General features: G+C 38.5%; 21 protein-coding genes, 1 riboswitch and 1 other annotated feature. Of the genes, 20 read left to right on the forward strand and 1 reads right to left on the reverse strand.

All coding sequences use genetic code 11. The features are described 5' to 3' along the window. The first annotated feature begins 4 nt into the window (after positions 1 to 4). The 10 genes from ACP3VS_RS04315 to ACP3VS_RS04360 all read left to right on the forward strand — a co-directional run bounded on the left by ACP3VS_RS04315 (position 5) and on the right by ACP3VS_RS04360 (position 11,731). Positions 5 to 418 carry a DUF350 domain-containing protein gene (locus ACP3VS_RS04315; RefSeq protein ID WP_008179180.1) on the forward strand — a complete coding sequence of 138 codons (414 nt, stop codon included), beginning with the start codon at positions 5 to 7 and terminating at the stop codon, positions 416 to 418. Positions 419 to 846: 428 nt separating this feature from the next. Further along, complete coding sequence (locus tag ACP3VS_RS04320; protein WP_031419385.1) at positions 847 to 2,541, forward strand: AMP-binding protein; 1,695 nt, start codon at positions 847 to 849, stop codon at positions 2,539 to 2,541. 148 nt (positions 2,542 to 2,689) lie between these two features. Next, positions 2,690 to 3,271, forward strand: a complete 582-nt coding sequence (locus tag ACP3VS_RS04325; RefSeq protein ID WP_025114529.1) for a TetR/AcrR family transcriptional regulator — start codon at positions 2,690 to 2,692, stop codon at positions 3,269 to 3,271. Between the two features lie 14 nt (positions 3,272 to 3,285). After that, on the forward strand, positions 3,286 to 4,059 hold the full coding sequence (locus ACP3VS_RS04330) for an enoyl-CoA hydratase (protein WP_198695923.1): 774 nt from the start codon (positions 3,286 to 3,288) through the stop codon (positions 4,057 to 4,059). Positions 4,060 to 4,175: 116 nt separating this feature from the next. Beyond that, a complete protein-coding gene (locus ACP3VS_RS04335; protein ID WP_012295569.1) occupies positions 4,176 to 4,949 on the forward strand; it encodes an electron transfer flavoprotein subunit beta/FixA family protein in 774 nt (257 codons plus the stop codon). A gap of 37 nt (positions 4,950 to 4,986) precedes the next feature. Continuing rightward, a complete protein-coding gene (locus tag ACP3VS_RS04340) occupies positions 4,987 to 5,964 on the forward strand; it encodes an electron transfer flavoprotein subunit alpha/FixB family protein (RefSeq protein ID WP_012295568.1) in 978 nt (325 codons plus the stop codon). Between the two features lie 150 nt (positions 5,965 to 6,114). Further along, positions 6,115 to 6,347 (forward strand) — a binding site (T-box leader). A 95-nt stretch (positions 6,348 to 6,442) separates the two neighbouring features. Beyond that, positions 6,443 to 7,759, forward strand: coding sequence for an amino acid permease (locus tag ACP3VS_RS04345; protein ID WP_036217373.1), 1,317 nt, complete (start codon positions 6,443 to 6,445; stop codon positions 7,757 to 7,759). Positions 7,760 to 7,878: 119 nt separating this feature from the next. Beyond that, positions 7,879 to 8,190 carry a thioredoxin gene (gene trxA / locus ACP3VS_RS04350; protein WP_008179170.1) on the forward strand — a complete coding sequence of 104 codons (312 nt, stop codon included), beginning with the start codon at positions 7,879 to 7,881 and terminating at the stop codon, positions 8,188 to 8,190. 118 nt (positions 8,191 to 8,308) lie between these two features. Continuing rightward, a complete protein-coding gene (gene uvrC, locus ACP3VS_RS04355) occupies positions 8,309 to 10,099 on the forward strand; it encodes an excinuclease ABC subunit UvrC (RefSeq protein ID WP_012295566.1) in 1,791 nt (596 codons plus the stop codon). 95 nt (positions 10,100 to 10,194) lie between these two features. Beyond that, positions 10,195 to 10,373: riboswitch (Lysine riboswitch) on the forward strand. Positions 10,374 to 10,504: 131 nt separating this feature from the next. After that, the gene (locus ACP3VS_RS04360) at positions 10,505 to 11,731 is read left to right on the forward strand and encodes an aspartate kinase (protein WP_036164424.1); all 1,227 of its coding nucleotides are present in this window, start codon (positions 10,505 to 10,507) and stop codon (positions 11,729 to 11,731) included. Positions 11,732 to 11,821: 90 nt separating this feature from the next. Here ACP3VS_RS04360 and ACP3VS_RS04365 read toward each other — a convergent pair whose 3' ends face one another. Beyond that, positions 11,822 to 12,256, reverse strand: a complete 435-nt coding sequence (locus ACP3VS_RS04365) for a YslB family protein (protein ID WP_012295564.1) — start codon at positions 12,254 to 12,256, stop codon at positions 11,822 to 11,824. Between the two features lie 272 nt (positions 12,257 to 12,528). Here ACP3VS_RS04365 and ACP3VS_RS04370 point away from each other — a divergent pair, with 272 nt between their 5' ends. The 10 genes from ACP3VS_RS04370 to ACP3VS_RS04415 all read left to right on the forward strand — a co-directional run bounded on the left by ACP3VS_RS04370 (position 12,529) and on the right by ACP3VS_RS04415 (position 20,195). After that, positions 12,529 to 13,137, forward strand: a complete 609-nt coding sequence (locus ACP3VS_RS04370) for a succinate dehydrogenase cytochrome b558 subunit (protein ID WP_031419376.1) — start codon at positions 12,529 to 12,531, stop codon at positions 13,135 to 13,137. 67 nt (positions 13,138 to 13,204) lie between these two features. After that, a complete protein-coding gene (gene sdhA / locus ACP3VS_RS04375; RefSeq protein ID WP_012295562.1) occupies positions 13,205 to 14,959 on the forward strand; it encodes a succinate dehydrogenase flavoprotein subunit in 1,755 nt (584 codons plus the stop codon). 5 nt (positions 14,960 to 14,964) lie between these two features. After that, positions 14,965 to 15,744, forward strand: a complete 780-nt coding sequence (gene sdhB / locus ACP3VS_RS04380) for a succinate dehydrogenase iron-sulfur subunit (protein WP_012295561.1) — start codon at positions 14,965 to 14,967, stop codon at positions 15,742 to 15,744. 253 nt (positions 15,745 to 15,997) lie between these two features. Continuing rightward, positions 15,998 to 16,462 (forward strand): acyl-CoA thioesterase, encoded by a 465-nt coding sequence (locus ACP3VS_RS04385; protein WP_031419375.1) that lies wholly within the window; start codon positions 15,998 to 16,000, stop codon positions 16,460 to 16,462. 187 nt (positions 16,463 to 16,649) lie between these two features. Continuing rightward, on the forward strand, positions 16,650 to 16,871 hold the full coding sequence (locus ACP3VS_RS04390) for a helix-turn-helix domain-containing protein (protein ID WP_004226437.1): 222 nt from the start codon (positions 16,650 to 16,652) through the stop codon (positions 16,869 to 16,871). A 74-nt stretch (positions 16,872 to 16,945) separates the two neighbouring features. Further along, complete coding sequence (locus tag ACP3VS_RS04395; protein ID WP_025114538.1) at positions 16,946 to 17,398, forward strand: MarR family winged helix-turn-helix transcriptional regulator; 453 nt, start codon at positions 16,946 to 16,948, stop codon at positions 17,396 to 17,398. A 10-nt stretch (positions 17,399 to 17,408) separates the two neighbouring features. Beyond that, on the forward strand, positions 17,409 to 18,206 hold the full coding sequence (gene racE / locus ACP3VS_RS04400) for a glutamate racemase (protein ID WP_197149673.1): 798 nt from the start codon (positions 17,409 to 17,411) through the stop codon (positions 18,204 to 18,206). 131 nt (positions 18,207 to 18,337) lie between these two features. Beyond that, positions 18,338 to 19,084 (forward strand): ribonuclease PH, encoded by a 747-nt coding sequence (rph, locus tag ACP3VS_RS04405; protein WP_426388409.1) that lies wholly within the window; start codon positions 18,338 to 18,340, stop codon positions 19,082 to 19,084. A gap of 1 nt (position 19,085) precedes the next feature. Next, positions 19,086 to 19,679, forward strand: coding sequence for an XTP/dITP diphosphatase (locus ACP3VS_RS04410; protein ID WP_426388410.1), 594 nt, complete (start codon positions 19,086 to 19,088; stop codon positions 19,677 to 19,679). A 12-nt stretch (positions 19,680 to 19,691) separates the two neighbouring features. Then, positions 19,692 to 20,195 carry a metallophosphoesterase gene (locus ACP3VS_RS04415; RefSeq protein ID WP_012295555.1) on the forward strand — a complete coding sequence of 168 codons (504 nt, stop codon included), beginning with the start codon at positions 19,692 to 19,694 and terminating at the stop codon, positions 20,193 to 20,195.

Raw genomic sequence — 20,195 nt, forward strand, 5'->3', positions numbered from 1 at the left:
AAAGATGCTGAATTCTGGCTTTTGGCGATATCCAATTATCGAAACGGCAGGATACTTTAGTGTTGTTGTGTTATGTTTAGTCGTGTCGATGGCATTGTTCGAAGTCGTGACGAAGTATAAAAATTGGGAAGAAATTAAAAAAGGTAATGTAGCTGTGGCACTTGCAACAGGCGGAAAAATACTAGGAATTTGTAATATTTTTCGTTTTTCCATTGCTCGTCATAGTACATTAAGTGAAATGATTGGCTGGGGTCTTTTTGGTTTTACGCTGTTAATTGTTGCCTATTTCTTATTTGAATTTATGACACCTCGTTTTAATGTTGATCAAGAGATTGCCAATGATAATCGCTCAGTTGGTTTCATTTCCTTTACCATTTCAGTTGGTCTATCGTTTGTAATTGGGGCAAGTATTGCATAGGAGTGTCATGACATGGAAAAATTAGCAAAGGTACTAATCATTGTCTGTATCGCATTTTTGGCAGTGGGCGTCTATTATATGATGACTATTTAAACATTTGAACGCATCCTTTTAAAGGGTGCGTTTTTTATTGAGCTAGCTTATTGCAGGTAGCCTCAACTAAATTTACGAAAGACTTGAGAGAAAAAATATTTTTCAAATATAGAAATACGTAGGTTATTTTTAATCTGAAAGACTTGAGAATGAATGAGTGTTCATCGTATCTAACCGCACAAATACTATATAGAATAAGTCATAATAATGTTGTTAAATGCATAATAATTAATCGAAAATACGTTTATTTTCTATTTTCTGTTTGAAAGTGCATTTCTTTTTCATTATAATAAAATTAAGAATTGACAAAGTTTGGGACAAAGGGGAGAGGACGTATGACAGCAAAACCATGGCTAGCAAATTATCCTGAAGAAGTACCATCGTCTTTAACGTTTGAGGAAATTCCAGTGCAAGAGTTTTTGACACGCGCCTATAAAAAGAATCCATCAAAAATAGCGATTCATTTTATGGGGAAGGATTTGACGTACACCGAACTATATGAATCTGCTTTAAGATTCGCAAACTATTTACAATCATTAGGTGTGGAAAAGGGAGACCGGGTGGCCATTATGTTACCTAACTCGCCTCAAAGTGTAATCGCTTACTACGGTGCCATGTATGCGGGTGCTGTTGTCGTACAAACAAATCCACTTTATACTGAACGTGAGCTTCAATATCAAATGGCAGATTCGGGTGCAAAAGTTATACTTGTGATGGATATTTTGTACCCAAGAGTTATGAAAATTATCAAAGACACTGCCCTAGAAAATGTCATTGTGACAGCCATCAAAGACTATTTACCATTCCCAAAAAATTTAGTCTATCCATTTATTCAAAAAAAGCAATATGGCTTTAGTGTCAAGGTTGAACATAGTGGACAAAATCATTTGTTTTCAGAAATAATGCGCTCTGCACCAATCAAGGTAATGGATCATATTCCTTTTGATTTTGAAGAAGACCTAGCATTACTTCAATACACAGGTGGTACAACCGGATTCCCGAAAGGAGTCATGCTTACCCATAAAAATTTAATAGCCAATACGACAATGTGTGATGCATGGATGTATAAATGTGTACACGGTGAAGAGGTTATTATGGGTATCCTACCATTCTTCCACGTCTATGGTATGACAACGGTTATGCTTTTATCAGTTTTCACTCAAAATAAAATGGTGCTTTTACCGAAATTTGATGCGGAAACAGCATTAAAGACAATCGATAAGCAAAAGCCGACCCTTTTCCCTGGTGCGCCAACCCTATACATTGGTTTATTAAATCATCCAGACATTGCTAATTATGACTTATCATCTATAAAGGCCTGCCTAAGTGGTTCAGCTTCTTTGCCAATTGAAGTGCAAGAGAAATTTGAAGAGGTCACAGGTGGAAAATTAGTAGAAGGTTATGGATTAACTGAAACATCGCCAGTGACACATGCTACTCCCATTTGGGGCAAGCGGGTGATTGGCTCGATTGGATTACCTTGGCCTAATACAGAAGCAGTTATTCTGCGGACAGGGGATACTGAAGAATTGCCAGTTGGAGAAGTTGGTGAAATTGCAGTAAAAGGGCCACAAGTGATGAAGGGCTATTGGAATCGTCCAGAGGATACTGCCGCTACATTTGCAGATGACTGGTTTTTAACAGGAGATCTTGGCTATATGGATGAGCAAGGCTTTTTCTATGTAGTGGATCGTAAAAAAGATTTGATCATTGCTGGAGGCTTTAACATCTATCCTCGAGAGGTTGAGGAAGTGCTATACGAACGAGAGGAAATCCAAGAATGCGTTGTAGCAGGTATACCTGACCCTTATCGAGGAGAAACGGTAAAAGCTTATATTGTTTTAAAAGAAGGGTATTCGATTACAGAAGACGAATTAAATAAATATTGCCGTCAGCATCTAGCGGCATTTAAAGTTCCACGGTATTATGAATTTAAACAGGAGTTGCCAAAAACAGCCGTAGGTAAAATTTTGCGTCGTACATTAGTGGAAGAAGAAAAAACGAAAATGGCGAATAAAGAAGCGAAATAAATACGTGTTAAAGTATTGACAAGCAATGGTGTAAAATATAATATGAAAATATGAATGAATGACCATTCATATTTTCATATTTTTTTAGGTTCTCACGTCATACGTGATTATGTTGACGTGCGCATGTTTTTTAGGTGGTGATATAAAAGTGAAACGAGATAAGCCAAAATATAAGCAAATTATTGATGCAGCTGTCATCGTTATTGCGGAGAATGGGTATCACCAAGCGCAAGTATCGAAAATCGCCAAACAGGCTGGGGTGGCCGATGGAACTATCTATTTATATTTTAAAAATAAAGAAGATATATTAATTTCTGTCTTTAATGAAAAAATGGCTGTTTTTGTAGAGTCATTACAAGATATAATAGAAAATGGGAATACGTCTAAAGACAAACTTTCCCGAATGATTGAAAATCATTTTAATGTTCTAGCGACAGATCGATACCTAGCAACCGTCACGCAATTAGAGCTTCGCCAATCAAACAAAGACTTACGACTAAAAATTAATTCGGTATTACGTGAGTATTTACATTTACTTGATCAAATTTTAATCGAAGGTATGCTTTCAGGTGAGTTCAATCAAACGATGGATGTACGCTTGGCACGTCAAATGGTTTTTGGAACAATCGATGAAACTATTACGTCGTGGGTTATGAATGACTATCGATATGATTTGATGGAACAGGTTCCGAAGGTTCAGGCATTAATCCTGAACGCCATAAAAGGTTAAAAGGATGTGGAGAAATGGAATTTCTAAGTTGGAAAGTGGAAGATGGGGTAGCAAATATTACAATTGCACGTCCGCCAGCAAATGCGTTATCACGCGGTATTATTGCAGAAGTAAATTCTGTGCTAGATGCTGTAGAACATGATGATGCTGTAAGAGTCCTTGTACTTCATGGTGAAGGCCGTTTCTTCTCTGCAGGTGCAGATATTAAAGAATTTATTGGGGTAGAATCTGGAGAAGAGTTCACGAAGCTAGCTAGCAATGGACAGCAAGTATTTGAGCGTGTGGAATCGTTCCCTAAGCCAGTTATCGCAGCTATTCATGGTGCAGCATTAGGCGGTGGGCTTGAGCTAGCAATGAGCTGTCATATGCGCTTTGTTACGGAATCAGCGAAACTAGGTTTACCAGAGTTACAATTAGGTCTTATTCCTGGCTTTGGCGGTACACAGCGATTACCACGTTATGTTGGTGTAGCAAAGGCTGCTGAAATGATGTTTACGAGCGAACCGATTTCTGGTACAGAAGCTGTGCAATGGGGCTTAGCAAACCGTGCATTCTCAGAAGAGACACTTTTAGAGGAAACGCTAAAAATTGCAAAGAATATTGCAAAGAAGAGTCCAATTGCTTTGAAGGCAGCTATTCAAACATTGCAATATGCAAAGCATGCTTCATTTTATGAAGGTATTGATGTGGAAGCAAAATCCTTTGGTACAGTGTTCGTCACAGAAGATGCAAAAGAAGGAATTCAAGCATTCATTGAAAAGCGTGAGCCTATGTTTACTGGCAAATAATTTTCCCATATGTCGATAGCAACAAACAAGTATGTTATCGATGTTATTGAAACTAAATATATATAATATTTATAAGTTTACTTAGAATTATAAAACGTTCCAGGAGGTATGGATATATGAATATTTTTGCATTAATTAAACGTACGTTTGATACAGAAGAAAAAATCGTTGTGTCGGGTGGTAAAATCCAAGAGGACGGCGCAGAATTCATCATTAACCCTTACGATGAATATGCCATCGAAGAAGCAATCCAAGTGCGTGACGCTGCAGGTGGAAAAGTGACAGTAGTGACAATTGGCGGCGAGGATGCTGAGAAGCAATTACGTACAGCTTTAGCAATGGGCGCAGATGAGGCAGTGCTCATCAATACGGAAGATGATTTAGACGAATTAGACCAAAATGCTGCTGCTTATTTATTAGCAGAATACTTAAAAGATAAAGATGCTGATTTAATTTTAACAGGAAATGTTGCGATTGATGGTGGTTCAGGTCAAGTGGGTCCACGTGTTGCAGACTTACTAGATATTAATTATGTAACAACGATTACAAAACTTGAAATTGATGGAACTTCTGCGAAAATTGTTCGTGATATAGAAGGGGATTCAGAAGTAATTGAAACTTCTTTACCACTGTTAGTAACAGCTCAACAAGGTTTAAATGAGCCACGTTATCCATCCCTACCAGGTATTATGAAAGCGAAGAAGAAACCGCTTGCAGAACTTGAGTTAGATGATTTAGATATCGATGAAGACGATGTAGAAGTGAAGATTGAAACGATTGATATCTTCTTACCAGCTCAAAAAGCAGCAGGCCGTGTGCTTGAAGGCGACCTTTCTGTACAAGTAAAAGAACTGGTAAATCTACTTCATACGGAAGCAAAAGTAGTTTAAAAAATCGAATCTTAAAGGGTAACGGAGGGAATATGCTATGTCAAAAAAAGTATTAGTATTAAGTGAAGTTCGTGAAGGAAGCTTACGTAATGTTTCTTTCGAAGCAATTGCAGCTGCAAAACAAATTGCTGATGGTGGCGAGGTTGTAGGGGTACTTTTAGGGGATGCTGTAGCAAATTTAACAGGTCCATTATTTGAATATGGTGCTGATCGTGTTGTAACGGTGGAACACCCACATTTAAAACAATATACATCTGATGGCTATAGTCAAGCACTACTAGCTATTATTGAGCAAGAAAAGCCAGCTGGCATTGTCTTTGGCCATACGGCAAATGGAAAAGATTTATCGCCAAAAATCGCAAGTAAATTACAGGCAGGTCTTGTATCTGATGTTACTACAATTGAAGGCGCAGGCGATGATGTTGTATTCATTCGACCAATCTACTCTGGTAAAGCTTTTGAAAAGGTGAAGGTAAAAGACGGTATTGTATTAGTATCTATTCGTCCAAATAACATTGCACCTTTAGAAAAAGTTGATGGTAAAACAGGAGATGTTTCGGCAGTTACTGTAGATATTACAAACCTTCGCACAATTATTAAAGAGGTTGTTCGTAAATCTTCAGAAGGTGTTGACTTATCAGAGGCAAAAGTTGTTGTTGCTGGTGGTCGCGGTGTGAAATCTGAAGAAGGATTTGAGCCACTGAAAGAGCTTGCTGACTTATTAGGCGGTGCGGTTGGAGCATCTCGTGGTGCATGTGATGCTGAGTATTGTGACTATTCACTTCAAATTGGTCAAACTGGTAAGGTTGTAACTCCAGACCTTTATATTGCAGCTGGTATTTCAGGGGCAATTCAGCATTTAGCAGGAATGTCAAATTCTAAAGTAATTGTTGCTATTAATAAAGATCCTGAAGCAAATATTTTCAAAGTAGCAGACTATGGAATTGTTGGAGATTTATTTGAAGTAGTTCCGTTATTAATTGAGGAATTTAAGGCTCTAAAAGTGAATGCATAAACGTTATTGCAGGGAGGGATGATCCTTCCTGCTTTTTTAATTTTCTAAGAAAGTAGCTGCTATTTGAAAATTATTGCAAAATAAAATATTGACATAATTAACAGATACGATTATAGTGTTGAATAATCATTAAATATTCAAATAATGTTTTTAAACGCAAAGATTAGGAGTAGTAAAAGCTCATTATTCGGTAAAGAGAGCTGCGGGTTGGTGCAACGCAGACCAATAAGACTTTGAACTTGCCTAGGAGTGGTAAGATAAATAGAATTGTCGGATTATTCTATTTGTTTGACGATTGACCTTCGTTACAAGGTTTTAAGTTGGGTTCATAAAGAACCAATTAGAGTGGTACCGCGGTTTGCTTATGGCATATCGTCTCTTCTTTCATTTGATGATGAAGGAACAGACGGTATGCCTTTTTTGATTTTTAGGAGGTAAGAAAGTGGAAAAGAACAATCAACAACAACTAAAAAGAACAATGACCTCGCGTCACATTACGATGATGGCATTAGGTGGTGCCATTGGCGCGGGATTATTTAAAGGAAGTAGTGCAGCCATTGATATGGCAGGTCCATCGGTGCTTATAGCCTATTTATTAGGGGGTATTATTTTATTATTTGTTATGCAAGGTCTCGCAGAAATGGCAGTCCGCAATAAGGAAGCAAGAACGTTTAGAGATTTAGTCGAATCCGTTTTAGGCAAATATCCTGCTTATTTTTTAGACTGGATTTATTGGAAGATGTGGGTATTAAATATTGCAGCAGAATCTGTTGTCGCCGCTATTTTTATACAATATTGGTTGCCTGAATACCCAATTTGGATATTGGCGTTATCTGTTTCGGTGCTAGTGACAGCTATTAATCTGTTATCCGTGAAGATTTTTGCTGAAACGGAATACTGGCTAGCATTGATTAAAATTACGGTTATTATTGTATTTATTATTGCAGGACTCATTTTATTGCTTGTCTCATTTGGTCAACATAGTGCTGTAGGTTTTTCTAACTTAACCTCGCACGGCGGTTTTTTCCCAAATGGATCAATGGGATTAATTGCAGCTATGCTTGTGGTGATCTATTCCTATGGTGGAACTGAAATCATTGGGATTACATTAGCTGAAACAAAAAATCCTGAAAAGGTAGTACCAAAAGCTGTGCGCAGTACATTAGTACGGATTGTTACTTTCTATTTACTGCCATTCTTTATTATCGTTAGTTTGATTCCTTGGAATGAAGTGAATGGAGTACCAGAAAGTCCATTTGTAATGGTATTTAAAATGATCGGAATTCCTGGTGCGGATCATATAATGAATGCTGTAGTGTTACTTGCTATTATTTCTTCTATGAATTCGGGCCTTTATGGTTCGTCACGTGTACTTTATACACAAGCAGTAGACGGGCGTGTTCCTAAAATTTTTGCTCAATTATCCAAAAGAAATGTTCCCGTATATGCGATTTTGATGTGTACATTAGCGTTATATTTAGGTGTCATCGTTTCGTTATATGCTGGAAGCAAGACATTTGATTTTCTGATGGGATCACTTGGATATACTGTGCTATTTATTTGGTTAATTATTGCCATAGCTCATCTGAAATCAAGAAAAAAACAATCAGCAAACTCAAGTGTGTATGAAGTGAAATGGTACCCTTATACTACATGGATTGCGATTATTGCACTGAGTACGATCTTAATTGGTATTATTTTTACCACTTCAATAATCGTGACGGGTATTACATTAGCCATCTACATTTTTATTACGTTAACTTATTTATGGAAAGGCCGTTATCAACAAAATTAATCGGTACGTTTAATTTTCGACAAGGATTTTCATAAAAAATACATTACAGGCAGATTGTTCGCTCAAGTGAATTTATCCATGCTATACTACAATCATAGTAAGTTTAAGGAGGATTTCAAATGGCAATTGTACATGCAACAGATGCTACGTTCCAAAGTGATATTAAAGAAGGGTTAGTATTAGTGGACTTTTGGGCTGCTTGGTGCGGACCTTGTAAAATGATCGGGCCAGTTCTTGAGGAAATGGATGCTGCAGGTAGCGCGGCTAAAATTGTAAAAGTTGACGTAGATAATAACCAAGGTACTGCAGCTGAGTATCAAATCATGTCAATCCCATCATTATTATTATTTAAAGATGGAGAATTAGTTGACAAAACTGTAGGCTTCCAACCAAAAGAAGCTTTAGAAGCATTTATCGCAAAACATGCGTAATGAATGAAGTTCACAAAAGCCGGACCATCAATTGATGTGTTCGGCTTTTTTTCGTTATATACTATAGAAAGATAAAATGATTTATTGAGGGGAATTTTAAGTAGGAGGCAGGTAGGTAATGAACGATTTAATCAAGCGTAAACTGGATATTCTACCAGATCAGCCTGGCTGCTATTTGATGAAGGATCGACAGGGGACCATTATATATGTCGGGAAAGCGAAGGTACTGAAAAATCGTGTCCGTTCATACTTTACAGGAACACATGAAGGTAAAACGCAAAGACTTGTAAGCGAAATAGAAGATTTTGAGTATATCGTGACATCATCAAATATAGAAGCACTTATTTTAGAGCTGAATCTCATTAAACTGCATGACCCAAAATACAATGTCATGTTGACCGATGATAAGACGTATCCGTATTTAAAAATTACGAATGAAAAACATCCTCGTCTAATTACGACACGTAAAGTAAAAAAGGACAAAGCTAAATATTTTGGACCGTATCCTAATGCCTATGCGGCAAGTGAAACAAAGAAGCTGTTGGATCGCTTATATCCACTACGAAAATGTGTGCAACTACCTTCAAAAGTTTGTTTGTATTATCATATGGGCCAATGTATAGCACCATGTGTGAAAGAAATTGAAGGTCACGTTTATCAGGAAATGATTGAGGATATGACGAAGTTTCTTAACGGTGGAGTTGAGGCAGTCAAAAAGGAGCTTGAAGTAAAAATGCTTGCGGCTGCTGAAAACTTGGAGTTTGAACGAGCTAAGGAGTTTCGTGATCAAATTGCTCATATAGATACGGTTATGCAAAAGCAAAAAATAGTATCAAGTGATACGACCAACCGCGATGTCTTTGGCTATGCTGTGGAAAAAGGATGGATGTGTGTACAGGTTTTCTTCGTTCGCCAAGGGAAGCTGATCGAACGGGATGTTTCTATTTTCCCCATCTATCAAGATCCAGAGGAAGAGTTCCTAACCTTTGTAGGACGGTTTTATGAAAAACCAGAACATATTAAGCCAAAAGAAGTCTTTATTCCACAAGCAATTGATGGTGCGATTTTAACGGAATTATTAGGCATTAAAGTTCTTACACCAAAAAGAGGTCAAAAGAAGGAGTTGGTGGATTTAGCGACGAAAAATGCTGAAATTGCAGTTGCCGCTAAATTCCAGCTTATCGAACGGCAGGAAGAACGTACTATTGGTGCATGTGAGGCACTAGGCGATGCAATGGGTATAACGACACCATTACGAATTGAAGCTTTTGATAATAGTCATATGCATGGAACGGACGCAGTATCTGCAATGGTTGTTTTCATTGATGGCAAGCCTGCCAAAAAGGAATATCGCAAATATAAAACTCGGACAGCAGCTAAGCATGATGATTATGGTGCTATGCAAGAGGTCATTCGCCGGCGCTATATTCGTGTTTTGAAGGAAGGTCTTCCACTACCAGACTTAGTGCTAATAGATGGTGGTAAAGGTCAAATGGAAGTAGCACGAGAAGTATTAGAGGATGAGCTAGGACTTGTTATACCTATTGCTGGTTTAGCAAAGGATGACAAGCATAATACATCGCAACTATTGTTTGGTGATCCGCCCGAGGTCATTGCCTTAAAACGTACAAGTGACGGTTTTTATTTATTACAACGAATTCAAGATGAAGTCCACCGTTTTGCGATTACCTTTTTACGTCAACAGCATGAAAAGCATGCTATCCAATCTGTGCTGGATCAAATTGAGGGTGTCGGTCCAAAACGAAAACAGCAGCTACTTAAACACTTTGGGTCCGTTAAGAAAATACGTGAGGCTAGTGAGCTGGCTTTACAGGAAGCCGGGATGCCAGCTAATTTAGCAAGTCATATTTATGCCTATTTTCAGCAGGAGTCATTGTCAAAGGAATAGACATATGCTAAGGTTATAAATAACATTGTTGTCCAATGTTAACAGCCCACTTGTTTTAATGAGGGCGAACATAAATTTAATACATTCACTTTTAAGGTGATGATAGAGGTGCAAGATTCAAAAGTAGCGCAATAGAGGATGAACAAATCCTAAGACATTGCGTGAAAGGGGAGCTTGCCGAAGTACAGTAATGTTGTTTCCACTGTTGTACTGGTTTTGCATTTAAGAAATGTAAGACTGTCGATTCTACAAGTTTCGGAGAGCTATCACACATGCGCAAGTTTCATTTATTGTACATGTTAGAGGCAGCTTTCACGTTTTGTGAAGGCTGCCTTTTAGTTTTCTAGAGGCTGTTTTACACCTTATATTAGGTGAATTACCAGACTGGAAAGGAGAACAAAAGAAATGTCTAGAATAGTGATGAAATTTGGAGGGGCTGCATTAGCATCACCCGAACAAATTCAAGAGGCTGTACGAAAAGCGATTGCTGAAAAAGATAGAGGTTTCGATGTGGTAGTAGTAGTAGCTGCAATGAGACAAACGATACAAGACGTGAAAATGAGCGTACTTCATTTCACAGATGATGTGTCAAAACGTGAATTAGATGCAGTTGTGTCTTCATGCTCTCAGCTATCAAGCTCAGTCTTTGCCATTGCGTTACAAGAAGCTGGCTATAATGCGGTGTCATTAACAGGCTGGCAGGCTGGTATTTACACGGATCATATGTATAGTCATGCACGGATAGATCATATCGATGTTAGTCGTATCGAAGAACATTTAATGCAAGGACAAATCGTCGTTATTGCTGGAGATCAAGGCATTGACAATGACCACAATATAACAACGCTTGGGAAAGGTGGGACCGAAACGACAGCCGTCGCACTTGCTGTTGCATTAGATGCCGAGCGGACAGACATATACACGAATGTTGACGGTGTGTATACAGCAGATCCACGCTTTGTTGTACAGGCACAAAAACTACAGGAAATTTCCTATGATGAAATGTTAGAGATAGCTCATTTAGGATCACAGGTCATACATCCACGTGCAGTTGAGTTAGCTAAAAAGTTTCAAATACCAGTTATCATACGCTCTAGTTTAGTGGAGTCAGTAGGTACTTTATTGAAGGAGGAAGTAGAGATGGAGAAAAATTTAATAGTTCGTGGTGTTGCCTTTGAATCAGATGTTATTCGTTTAACAATTGGCTATGATGCATATTCGGGTGCTTCATTAGCGGATATATTTTCAACTCTTGCTGAAAATCGCATCAACGTGGATATTATTGTTCAAGCCATTATTGATGGATTAAAACCAACTGTGTCCTTTTCAATTTTGAAAGAAGAATTTGCGGAAGCATTACGTGTTTTAGAGGACAGTAAAGTATCGCTTGGCTTTAGCTTTGCTGATTTCGAAATTGGATTAGCAAAAGTTTCTATTGTTGGCTCTGGTATGGTTTCTAATCCAGGTGTCGCTGCCCGTATGTTCGACCGGTTACGTCGTGAAAATATCCCTGTGAAGATGGTCAGCACCTCGGAAATTAAAGTGTCTGTTGTAGTTCCGCAGGATGAAATGATTCGTGCGGCAAATGCATTACATGATGAATTTAATTTAGAGCAGGCTCTTTACATATAATAATAGAAGAAACAGCATTTTCTGTCATTGTCCGAAATAAAAGGAAGGATTGTCATCCCGTTTATTGATTGGGGAGACAATCCTTTTTTGTTACTCTGTTGGGATCGTATGCATGATCCGTTCCTTTACGTCCCATTTGACTGTAAACATAACGTAATGTTGCTTTTCACGTTTTTCATCATAGCATTCTGTTAAATAGCCTTTAGCTAGCTGAATTTGTTCAGCTATAAATCCTGCCTCAAGTCTAAAGCTACGTTGTTTGATTTGTAATATTTCAGGGTCGTTTGTCAACTGGAAAATGCGTCCGTCTTTCGATTCTTTCATGAGCTCTAATGTACCCCAACAGGCATCTGCGAAAAATGCGATAAGTTCGTCTTGACTTTTACATGGAAACTTACGCGCAAGCTCTTTGCCTGCCCAATAAAGGACATCATTCTCATGTTTACCGAGTATAGAAGATAGAATATGATCGCGAATGATCTCATAACCAAAGGAAGAGATTGTAGGAGATGGAGTGTTTAACATTGTTATCCTTCTTTCTTAGAATTTTCTTAAAATTTAACGTTAATAAAGTAATGGTAGATTTTTCGAGAAAAAACGACGCATTATGCACTAGATTAGTTCTTTAATAAGCTCTATGAAAAACTTCGAGTTGCCTTGACGCTCGTAGCTCTTGAGAGTACAATAAACATGTCATAATATTGTACCATGATGAAATACACAGTCAATGAAGTATCATTTACAAAATGATGACTTCTTTTGTTGTGCTATTTTAAGTACTAAGGGGGGTAACAGTCTTGTCGAAAGATCGAGAGTTTTTATGGCGTCGCTTACATTCTCTACTTGGGATCATTCCAGTAGGTCTGTTTTTAACGATGCACCTGTTCATTAACTTTACAGCAACAGGCGGGGCAGATAGTTATAACGATGCTACCGCAGTAATGGAGAAGATTCCATTCCTTATCCTTGTTGAATGGATTGTCATCTATATTCCATTGATGTTCCATGCATTTTATGGAGTGTTCATTGCATTCACTGCTACACCAAACACAGGACGTTTCAGCACATACCGTAACTGGATGTTCTCATTACAACGTTTCACAGGTGTATTCCTAGTGATTTTCATTGCATGGCATATTTTCCAAACTCGTATTCAAAAAGCACTTGGCACACACGTTGATTACGACATGATGGCGAATATCGTTGCTAATCCATTCATGCTTGGATTCTACATTGTTGGTATTTTATCAGCAACTTTCCACTTATCTAACGGTTTATGGGCATTCCTAGTAAGCTGGGGTATTACACAATCTCCACAGGCTCAAAAGATTGCTACTTACGTAACAAACATCATTTTCGTAATTCTAAGTGTAGTTGGTATTGCTGCTATTTTAGCTTTTGTATAATTCCATAGAAAGCTACGATAGAGCAAATGCAATCAATGCAATTTTTTAAGAGGAGTGAGAAATAATCATGGCGAAAAGCAAAATAATTGTTGTCGGCGGTGGTCTTGCCGGTCTGATGGCAACGATTAAAGCAGCTGAAGTTGGTACTGAAGTTGATTTATTCTCATTAGTTCCTGTAAAACGCTCACACTCTGTTTGTGCGCAGGGCGGAATTAATGGTGCGGTAAATACTAAAGGTGAAGGGGATTCTCCATGGATCCACTTTGATGATACAGTATATGGTGGTGACTTCTTAGCGAACCAACCACCAGTTAAGGGTATGTGTGATGCAGCCCCTGGGATTATCCATTTAATGGACCGTATGGGTGTTATGTTCAACCGTACACCAGAAGGATTATTAGATTTCCGTCGTTTTGGTGGTACTTTAATGCACCGTACAGCTTTCTCTGGTGCAACAACTGGTCAACAATTACTATATGCGCTTGATGAGCAAGTTCGTTCTCATGAAGTAGCTGGTTTAGTAAATAAATATGAGCACTGGGAATTCCTTGGTGTTATTATCGATGAAGACGGCGTGTGCCGTGGTATCGTAGCGCAAGATATGCGTACAGAAGAAATTAAATCGTTCCGTGCAGACGCTGTTATTATGGCGACTGGTGGCCCTGGTATTATTTTCGGTAAAACAACAAACTCTGTTATTAACACAGGTTCTGCTGCTTCTATCGTTTACCAACAAGGTGCTTCATATGCGAATGGTGAGTTCATCCAAATTCACCCAACAGCGATTCCTGGAGATGACAAAAACCGTCTAATGTCAGAATCAGCTCGTGGTGAAGGTGGTCGTATTTGGACTTATAAAGACGGTAAACCTTGGTACTTCTTAGAAGAGAAATACCCAGCTTATGGTAACTTAGTACCACGTGATATTGCAACACGTGAAATTTTCGACGTTTGTGTAAACCAAAAACTTGGTATCAATGGCGAAAACATGGTATACCTAGATCTTTCACATAAAGATCCACATGAGTTAGACGTTAAACTTGGTGGTATCATTGAAATCTACGAAAAATTCGTAGGAGATGACCCACGTAAATTACCTATGAAGATTTTCCCAGCAGTTCACTATTCAATGGGTGGATTATGGGTTGACTACAACCAAATGACTGAAATTCCTGGTCTATTTGCAGCAGGTGAGTGTGATTACTCTCAACACGGTGCCAACCGTCTTGGTGCTAACTCATTATTATCTGCTATCTATGGTGGTATGGTTGCAGGACCAAACGCAGTAGATTATGTAAAACATCTTAAAAAGCATGCAGAAGATATTCCACAAGAGATTTACGATGCTCGCGTAACAGAAGAACAAGCGAAATGGGATGCTATCATGAAAATGGAAGGTACAGAAAACGCTTACTTACTGCATAAAGAGCTTGGTGAAATGATGACTGCTACAATGACTGTAGTACGTTACAATGATCAGCTTGAAGATACATTGAAAAAACTTGATGACCTTACTGAGCGTTGGAACAACATCAACATTAACGATACGCAAAAATGGAGTAATCAAGGCGCACACTTTACACGTCAGCTTAAAAATATGTTAGTGCTTGCGAAAGTAATGACAAAAGGCGCATTATTACGTAATGAATCTCGTGGTGCGCACTATAAACCTGATTTCCCTAATCGTGATGACGAGCAATTCTTGAAAACAACAATGGCGAAGTTTGACCCAACTACTGGTAATCCAATCATCACGTACCAAGAAGTCGACGTTTCTTTAATCCCACCACGTAAACGCGACTACTCTGCGAAAGGAGACTAAAAGTTATGCAAATCGCAGCTAATACTGGAAGAATGGTTAAAGTAGAAATCTTACGTCAAGATACACAGGGCGGCAATAGCTACTGGCAAAAATTCCAAGTGCCTTACCGTCATGGTATGAACGTAATTTCTATTTTAATGGAAATTCAAAAAAATCCTGTTACTGAAAATGGTGAAAATACATCACCAGTTTCATGGGATATGAACTGTTTAGAAGAAGTTTGTGGTGCATGTTCAATGGTTATTAATGGCCGTCCACGTCAATCATGTTCAACACTTGTTGACCAATTGACTGAGCCTATTAAATTGGAGCCAATGAAAACATTCCCTGTTATTCGTGACTTACAGGTTGACCGTGAACGTATGTTCAACGCGCTTAAAAAAGTGAAAGCATGGGTACCAATCGATGGTACGTATGATTTAGGTGAAGGTCCTCGTATGCCAGAAGGTAAACGTCAATGGGCTTATGAATTATCTAAATGTATGACTTGTGGTGTATGTATGGAAGCATGTCCAAACGTGTCTGAAAAAGCTTCATTCATCGGGCCAGCTCCATTATCACAAGTACGTCTTTTCAACACTCACCCAACTGGTGCAATGATTAAAGACGAACGTTTAAATGCTATTATGGGCGATGGTGGCCTAGCGAACTGTGGTAACTCTCAAAACTGTGTTGCTGCATGTCCAAAAGGTATTCCTTTAACAACATCAATCGCTTCATTAAACCGTGCTACTACAGTGCAAATGTTCCGTAACTTCTTCGGTTCTGACCACTACGTAGATTAATATCGGACAAGCTGAACTCCCTTACACTTAGTGTGAGGGAGTTTTTTTATAGTGATATAAACATAGTTAACATGTTTCAAGAAAAAACCATACTATTTAAAGAAAAAGGGATTTTAGTAATAAAATAAGGGGAATTCGGTTTTTCCTATGATAATATAGTGTTTTCTTATATAATGAATAAGTATTCATTGCTGATTGACAGTCTAAACTGACTGAAAAGGATGGTAAATAAATGATAGGGGATGGCGTTATTATGAAAGCAAGCTATATTGGAAATTTACAAGAGTGGGAAAAGGGGTTTTCCTTTTATAGTGAGGCACGTGTACGATTCTCAGAAACAGATATGTATGGGCATATGAACAATACTGTAAGCTTTACTTATTTTGAACAGGCGAGAATTGATTATTTTCGACATATAGGTATTTTAATGCCATCAGTAGCTGATGAGAATGTGAGGAGTATACCGATTGTAGCTGATTTACAATGTGATTATGTAAAGCAGGTTTTCTTTGATGACCTACTAAGAATTTATACAAAGGTAGCGAAAGTTGGAAGTTCATCAATGGACCTTCATTATCTAGCAAAAAATCAAAAGGACGAAGTTTGCTTCACAGGTCGTGGGACAATTGTGCAAATGGACCCTCGAACAGGCAAGAGTGTACCGATTTCTAAAGAAGAAAGAGCGCACTTGATTGATTTGGGAATTATACCCAATTAGTGAGTTGCGTTACAACATAAAAAATTATGAACATAGTAGGAATATTGTTTTACATAAAATTGTTGAAAATGTCGAAGCAATTTCCGAAATTTTTAAGGAAACATGTAATAATCATGCAAATAGCCGTCACCGCTTCAAGCCCCTTAACATAAGTTACAATACGTGCGGGGGAGGAGGGTGTAACTGAATGAATGGCTCTCATCATCGTTCTCTATTGACAAACCGAGAACGTGAAATATTTGCGCTTTTATTAGCTGAAAAAACAACGAGAGATATTGCAGAGCAGCTTGGTATTAGTGAAAAAACAGTGCGAAATCACATTTCCAATACAATTCAAAAGCTAGGTGTAACGAATCGATCTCAGGCGTTAATTGAGCTGTTACGCTTAGAAGAATTTAAATTAGACTAATGGACACTTGCTATTTCGTGAAAAAAACGACAAAATAGAACTATTCAACGTATCTTTAGGAGTGAAATAGTTATATGTCGGATGAAGTAACAAAACACTCACCTGAAACCGTTGCAACGGTTGAAAAGGAATTACGCTATATAGCGGCCATCGTGAAGCAAAAGGGAAGAGAAATTGTTTCCGACTATGCGATTACGCCGCCACAATTTGTTGCGTTACAGTGGTTAGAAGAGCTTGGTGATATTACAATTGGCGAATTATCAAACCGTTTATATTTAGCTTTTAGCACGACAACAGATTTAGTGGACCGGATGGAGAAAAATGAATTAGTCAAGCGTATGCGTGATGAAAATGACCGCCGTGTCGTTGTTGTTCATCTTCTCGAAAAGGGCGAACGTATTATTCAAGAGGTTATAGAAAAAAGACAGCAATATTTGCAAGAGATGCTTGTTGGTTTTAATGAGCAAGAAGTCGCGCAATTATCAAGCTACCTAGAAAAACTACATGTACACATGAAACAGGATTGAGGCGGAAAGTATGAATGCCCCGATAGGCGTTATTGATTCAGGAGTAGGCGGGTTAACCGTAGCAAAAGAAATTATAAAGCGATTGCCAAACGAAACGATTTATTATATTGGCGATACAGCAAGATGTCCATATGGTCCAAGAAGCCGTCAGGAAGTACGGAACTTCACTTGGCAAATGGCGAAAGCGCTAGAAAAAATGAATATTAAGATGCTCGTTATTGCTTGTAATACAGCGACTGCAGTAGCACTCGAAAGTTTACAAAGAAATATGCCTTTTCCGGTACTAGGCGTTATAAATGCTGGCGCACGTGCAGCTGTAAAGAAAACGAAGCGACATGAAGTCGTTGTGCTTGCAACAGAAGGAACAATAAAAAGTGGTGCATATGAAGAGGCCTTACTGTCACTTAATACGTCAACACATATTATTCCACTAGCCTGTCCAACCTTCGTTCCACTTGTAGAAAGTGGCGAATATAAAGGTGAATTTGCAACGAAGTTAATAGCAGAAGGCTTAAAGCCGTTGAAAAATCAACAATTTGACACGGTTATTTTAGGGTGTACACATTACCCTATTTTACAAAAACAAATTGAAGCTGTCGTAGGAGAAGAAGTGAATGTTTTATCTTCTGCGGAGGAAACAGCAAAGGATGCTCAAGAAATGCTAGCTTATAATGGCACTTTAGCAAATGCAAATACAGTGCCTGCTCATAAATTTTTTGCGACTGGTTCTGTTCCAATTTTCCGTTCAATCGCTGAAAATTGGTTAGAGCAAGGTACTCTCGACATAAAACGCATTACATTAAAATAAAAAATCAGCTTAGCAATGGGCTAGGCTGATTTTTGCCGTTTTCAGCATTTTACATAAACGTTGAGTACTTTTTTGAAGAAATAAATTATGTTAAGATGAGGGCGCGAAAGTTTTTAGGAGGAACAATAAATATGACAAGATTTGATGGAAGAATGGCAGATGAACTGCGATCTGTAAAAATGGATAGTGAATACCTAATACACCCAGAAGGCTCGGTTTTAATTCAAGTAGGAAATACAAAAGTAATTTGTACAGCAACAATTGAAGATAAGGTTCCTGGCTTTTTACGTGGGCAAGGGAAAGGCTGGATCACAGCAGAATATTCGATGCTACCTCGTGCAACCGCTCAACGTACACCACGTGAATCATCTCGTGGGAAGGTTAATGGACGGACGATGGAAATTCAACGATTAATTGGGCGTGCATTACGTGCTGTGGTCGATTTAGAGGCACTAGGAGAGCGTACAGTATGGATCGATTGTGATGTGATTCAAGCAGATGGTGGCACTCGTACAGCCTCCATTACGGGAGCATTTGTAGCAATGACACAGGCAATTGCTAAATTTGCAGAGGAAAAGCCGTTCGTTAAGTTCCCTGTAACAGATTTTTTAGCCGCAACTAGTGTAGGGATTGTAGAAGAGCAAGGTGCCGTTTTAGATTTAAATTATGTAGAAGATGTGGCTGCTGCTGTTGATATGAATATTGTTATGACAGGTGCAGGTCGCTTTGTAGAATTACAAGGTACTGGCGAGGAAGCAACATTCTCTCGGGAAGATTTGAATGAATTATTAGCTTTAGGTGAAAAAGGCATCCAGCAATTAGTTGAGCTCCAAAAAACAGCGCTTGCTGAACAAGCAAACATGGTCGGAGGGAAATAATATGAAACAGGTAGTCATTGCAACCAAAAATAAAGGGAAAGCAAAAGATTTCGAAGCATTATTTGGCCCACTGGGTTATGAAGTTGTCACAATGTTTGAAGTAGCACCAGATATGGAAATAGAGGAAACAGGTACAACATTTGAAGAAAATGCAATTTTAAAGGCAGAAGCCTTAGCGAAAAATCTTGGCACCATTGTTATTGCTGACGATAGTGGTTTAGCAGTGGATGCATTAAATGGTGAGCCAGGGGTCTACTCTGCGCGTTACGCTGGTGATCATGATGATGAGGCTAATATGGTGAAGCTGTTAGAAAATCTACAAGGTGTTGAAGATGACAAACGTACAGCTCGATTCTGCTGCTGTATTGCCATTGCAGGTCCAGATTTTAACACGACAACAGTATTTGGCACATGCGAGGGCGTCATTGCACATGAAAAATGTGGCACGAATGGGTTTGGCTATGATCCCATTTTCTTTGTCCCAAGTCTAAATCGTATGATGGCTGAGCTTACGCCAGAAGAAAAGGGCGCCATTTCTCACCGAGGTAATGCTATTCGTAAGCTGAAGGAGCAATTGCCGAATCTTATGAAATAAGAGGTGGTATACATGGAAATACTAATCATGAGCGATACACATGGAGACAGTCATGTGATCGACAAGGTCAGAAATTTTTATCCTGAAATAGATGTTCGGATACATTGTGGAGATAGTGAGCTTCCTTATGTGCATGATGCATTAAAGGGAATGAAAAAAGTACGAGGGAACTGTGATCGGGAGGAAGCTTTTCCTGAGGAAGAATTTTTTACGATCGAGGATGTAAAAATTTTGGTGACTCATGGCCATTTATTTAATGTAAAAAGTTCCATGTTGTCATTAGCCTATCGTGCAAAAGAATTGAATGCCCAAATTGTTTGTTTTGGGCACTCTCATATTCTCGGTGCTGAAATGTTGGATAATATTTTATTTATCAATCCAGGAAGCCTACTAAAGCCTCGGGGTCGCAAAGAAAAAAGCTTTGCTATGCTAAAAATAGAAGATTCGACTTTTACAGTGGAATTTTGGACGGATGATCAGCAGTGTATGTCACGTCATACTTTCCAACGAAATTAA

Source organism: Lysinibacillus sp. VIII_CA, assembly GCF_049943995.1.
Taxonomy (GTDB): Bacteria; Bacillota; Bacilli; order Bacillales_A; family Planococcaceae; genus Lysinibacillus; species Lysinibacillus pinottii.

What these genes read in the sequence shown, in the direction of transcription:
- ACP3VS_RS04320 (WP_031419385.1), top strand. Translation starts at nt 847, where the DNA reads ATGACAGCAAAACCATGGCTAGCAAATTATCCTGAAGAAGTACCATCG.
- sdhA (WP_012295562.1), top strand. Translation starts at nt 13,205, where the DNA reads ATGGCGAAAAGCAAAATAATTGTTGTCGGCGGTGGTCTTGCCGGTCTG.
- ACP3VS_RS04410 (WP_426388410.1), top strand. Translation starts at nt 19,086, where the DNA reads ATGAAACAGGTAGTCATTGCAACCAAAAATAAAGGGAAAGCAAAAGAT.
- ACP3VS_RS04390 (WP_004226437.1), top strand. Translation starts at nt 16,650, where the DNA reads ATGAATGGCTCTCATCATCGTTCTCTATTGACAAACCGAGAACGTGAA.
- ACP3VS_RS04360 (WP_036164424.1), top strand. Translation starts at nt 10,505, where the DNA reads ATGTCTAGAATAGTGATGAAATTTGGAGGGGCTGCATTAGCATCACCC.
- trxA (WP_008179170.1), top strand. Translation starts at nt 7,879, where the DNA reads ATGGCAATTGTACATGCAACAGATGCTACGTTCCAAAGTGATATTAAA.
- ACP3VS_RS04345 (WP_036217373.1), top strand. Translation starts at nt 6,443, where the DNA reads ATGACCTCGCGTCACATTACGATGATGGCATTAGGTGGTGCCATTGGC.
- sdhB (WP_012295561.1), top strand. Translation starts at nt 14,965, where the DNA reads ATGCAAATCGCAGCTAATACTGGAAGAATGGTTAAAGTAGAAATCTTA.
- ACP3VS_RS04330 (WP_198695923.1), top strand. Translation starts at nt 3,286, where the DNA reads ATGGAATTTCTAAGTTGGAAAGTGGAAGATGGGGTAGCAAATATTACA.
- ACP3VS_RS04385 (WP_031419375.1), top strand. Translation starts at nt 15,998, where the DNA reads ATGAAAGCAAGCTATATTGGAAATTTACAAGAGTGGGAAAAGGGGTTT.
- ACP3VS_RS04365 (WP_012295564.1), bottom strand. Translation starts at nt 12,256, where the DNA reads ATGTTAAACACTCCATCTCCTACAATCTCTTCCTTTGGTTATGAGATC.
- ACP3VS_RS04335 (WP_012295569.1), top strand. Translation starts at nt 4,176, where the DNA reads ATGAATATTTTTGCATTAATTAAACGTACGTTTGATACAGAAGAAAAA.
- uvrC (WP_012295566.1), top strand. Translation starts at nt 8,309, where the DNA reads ATGAACGATTTAATCAAGCGTAAACTGGATATTCTACCAGATCAGCCT.
- ACP3VS_RS04395 (WP_025114538.1), top strand. Translation starts at nt 16,946, where the DNA reads ATGTCGGATGAAGTAACAAAACACTCACCTGAAACCGTTGCAACGGTT.
- ACP3VS_RS04415 (WP_012295555.1), top strand. Translation starts at nt 19,692, where the DNA reads ATGGAAATACTAATCATGAGCGATACACATGGAGACAGTCATGTGATC.
- ACP3VS_RS04340 (WP_012295568.1), top strand. Translation starts at nt 4,987, where the DNA reads ATGTCAAAAAAAGTATTAGTATTAAGTGAAGTTCGTGAAGGAAGCTTA.
- rph (WP_426388409.1), top strand. Translation starts at nt 18,338, where the DNA reads ATGACAAGATTTGATGGAAGAATGGCAGATGAACTGCGATCTGTAAAA.
- ACP3VS_RS04315 (WP_008179180.1), top strand. Translation starts at nt 5, where the DNA reads ATGCTGAATTCTGGCTTTTGGCGATATCCAATTATCGAAACGGCAGGA.
- racE (WP_197149673.1), top strand. Translation starts at nt 17,409, where the DNA reads ATGAATGCCCCGATAGGCGTTATTGATTCAGGAGTAGGCGGGTTAACC.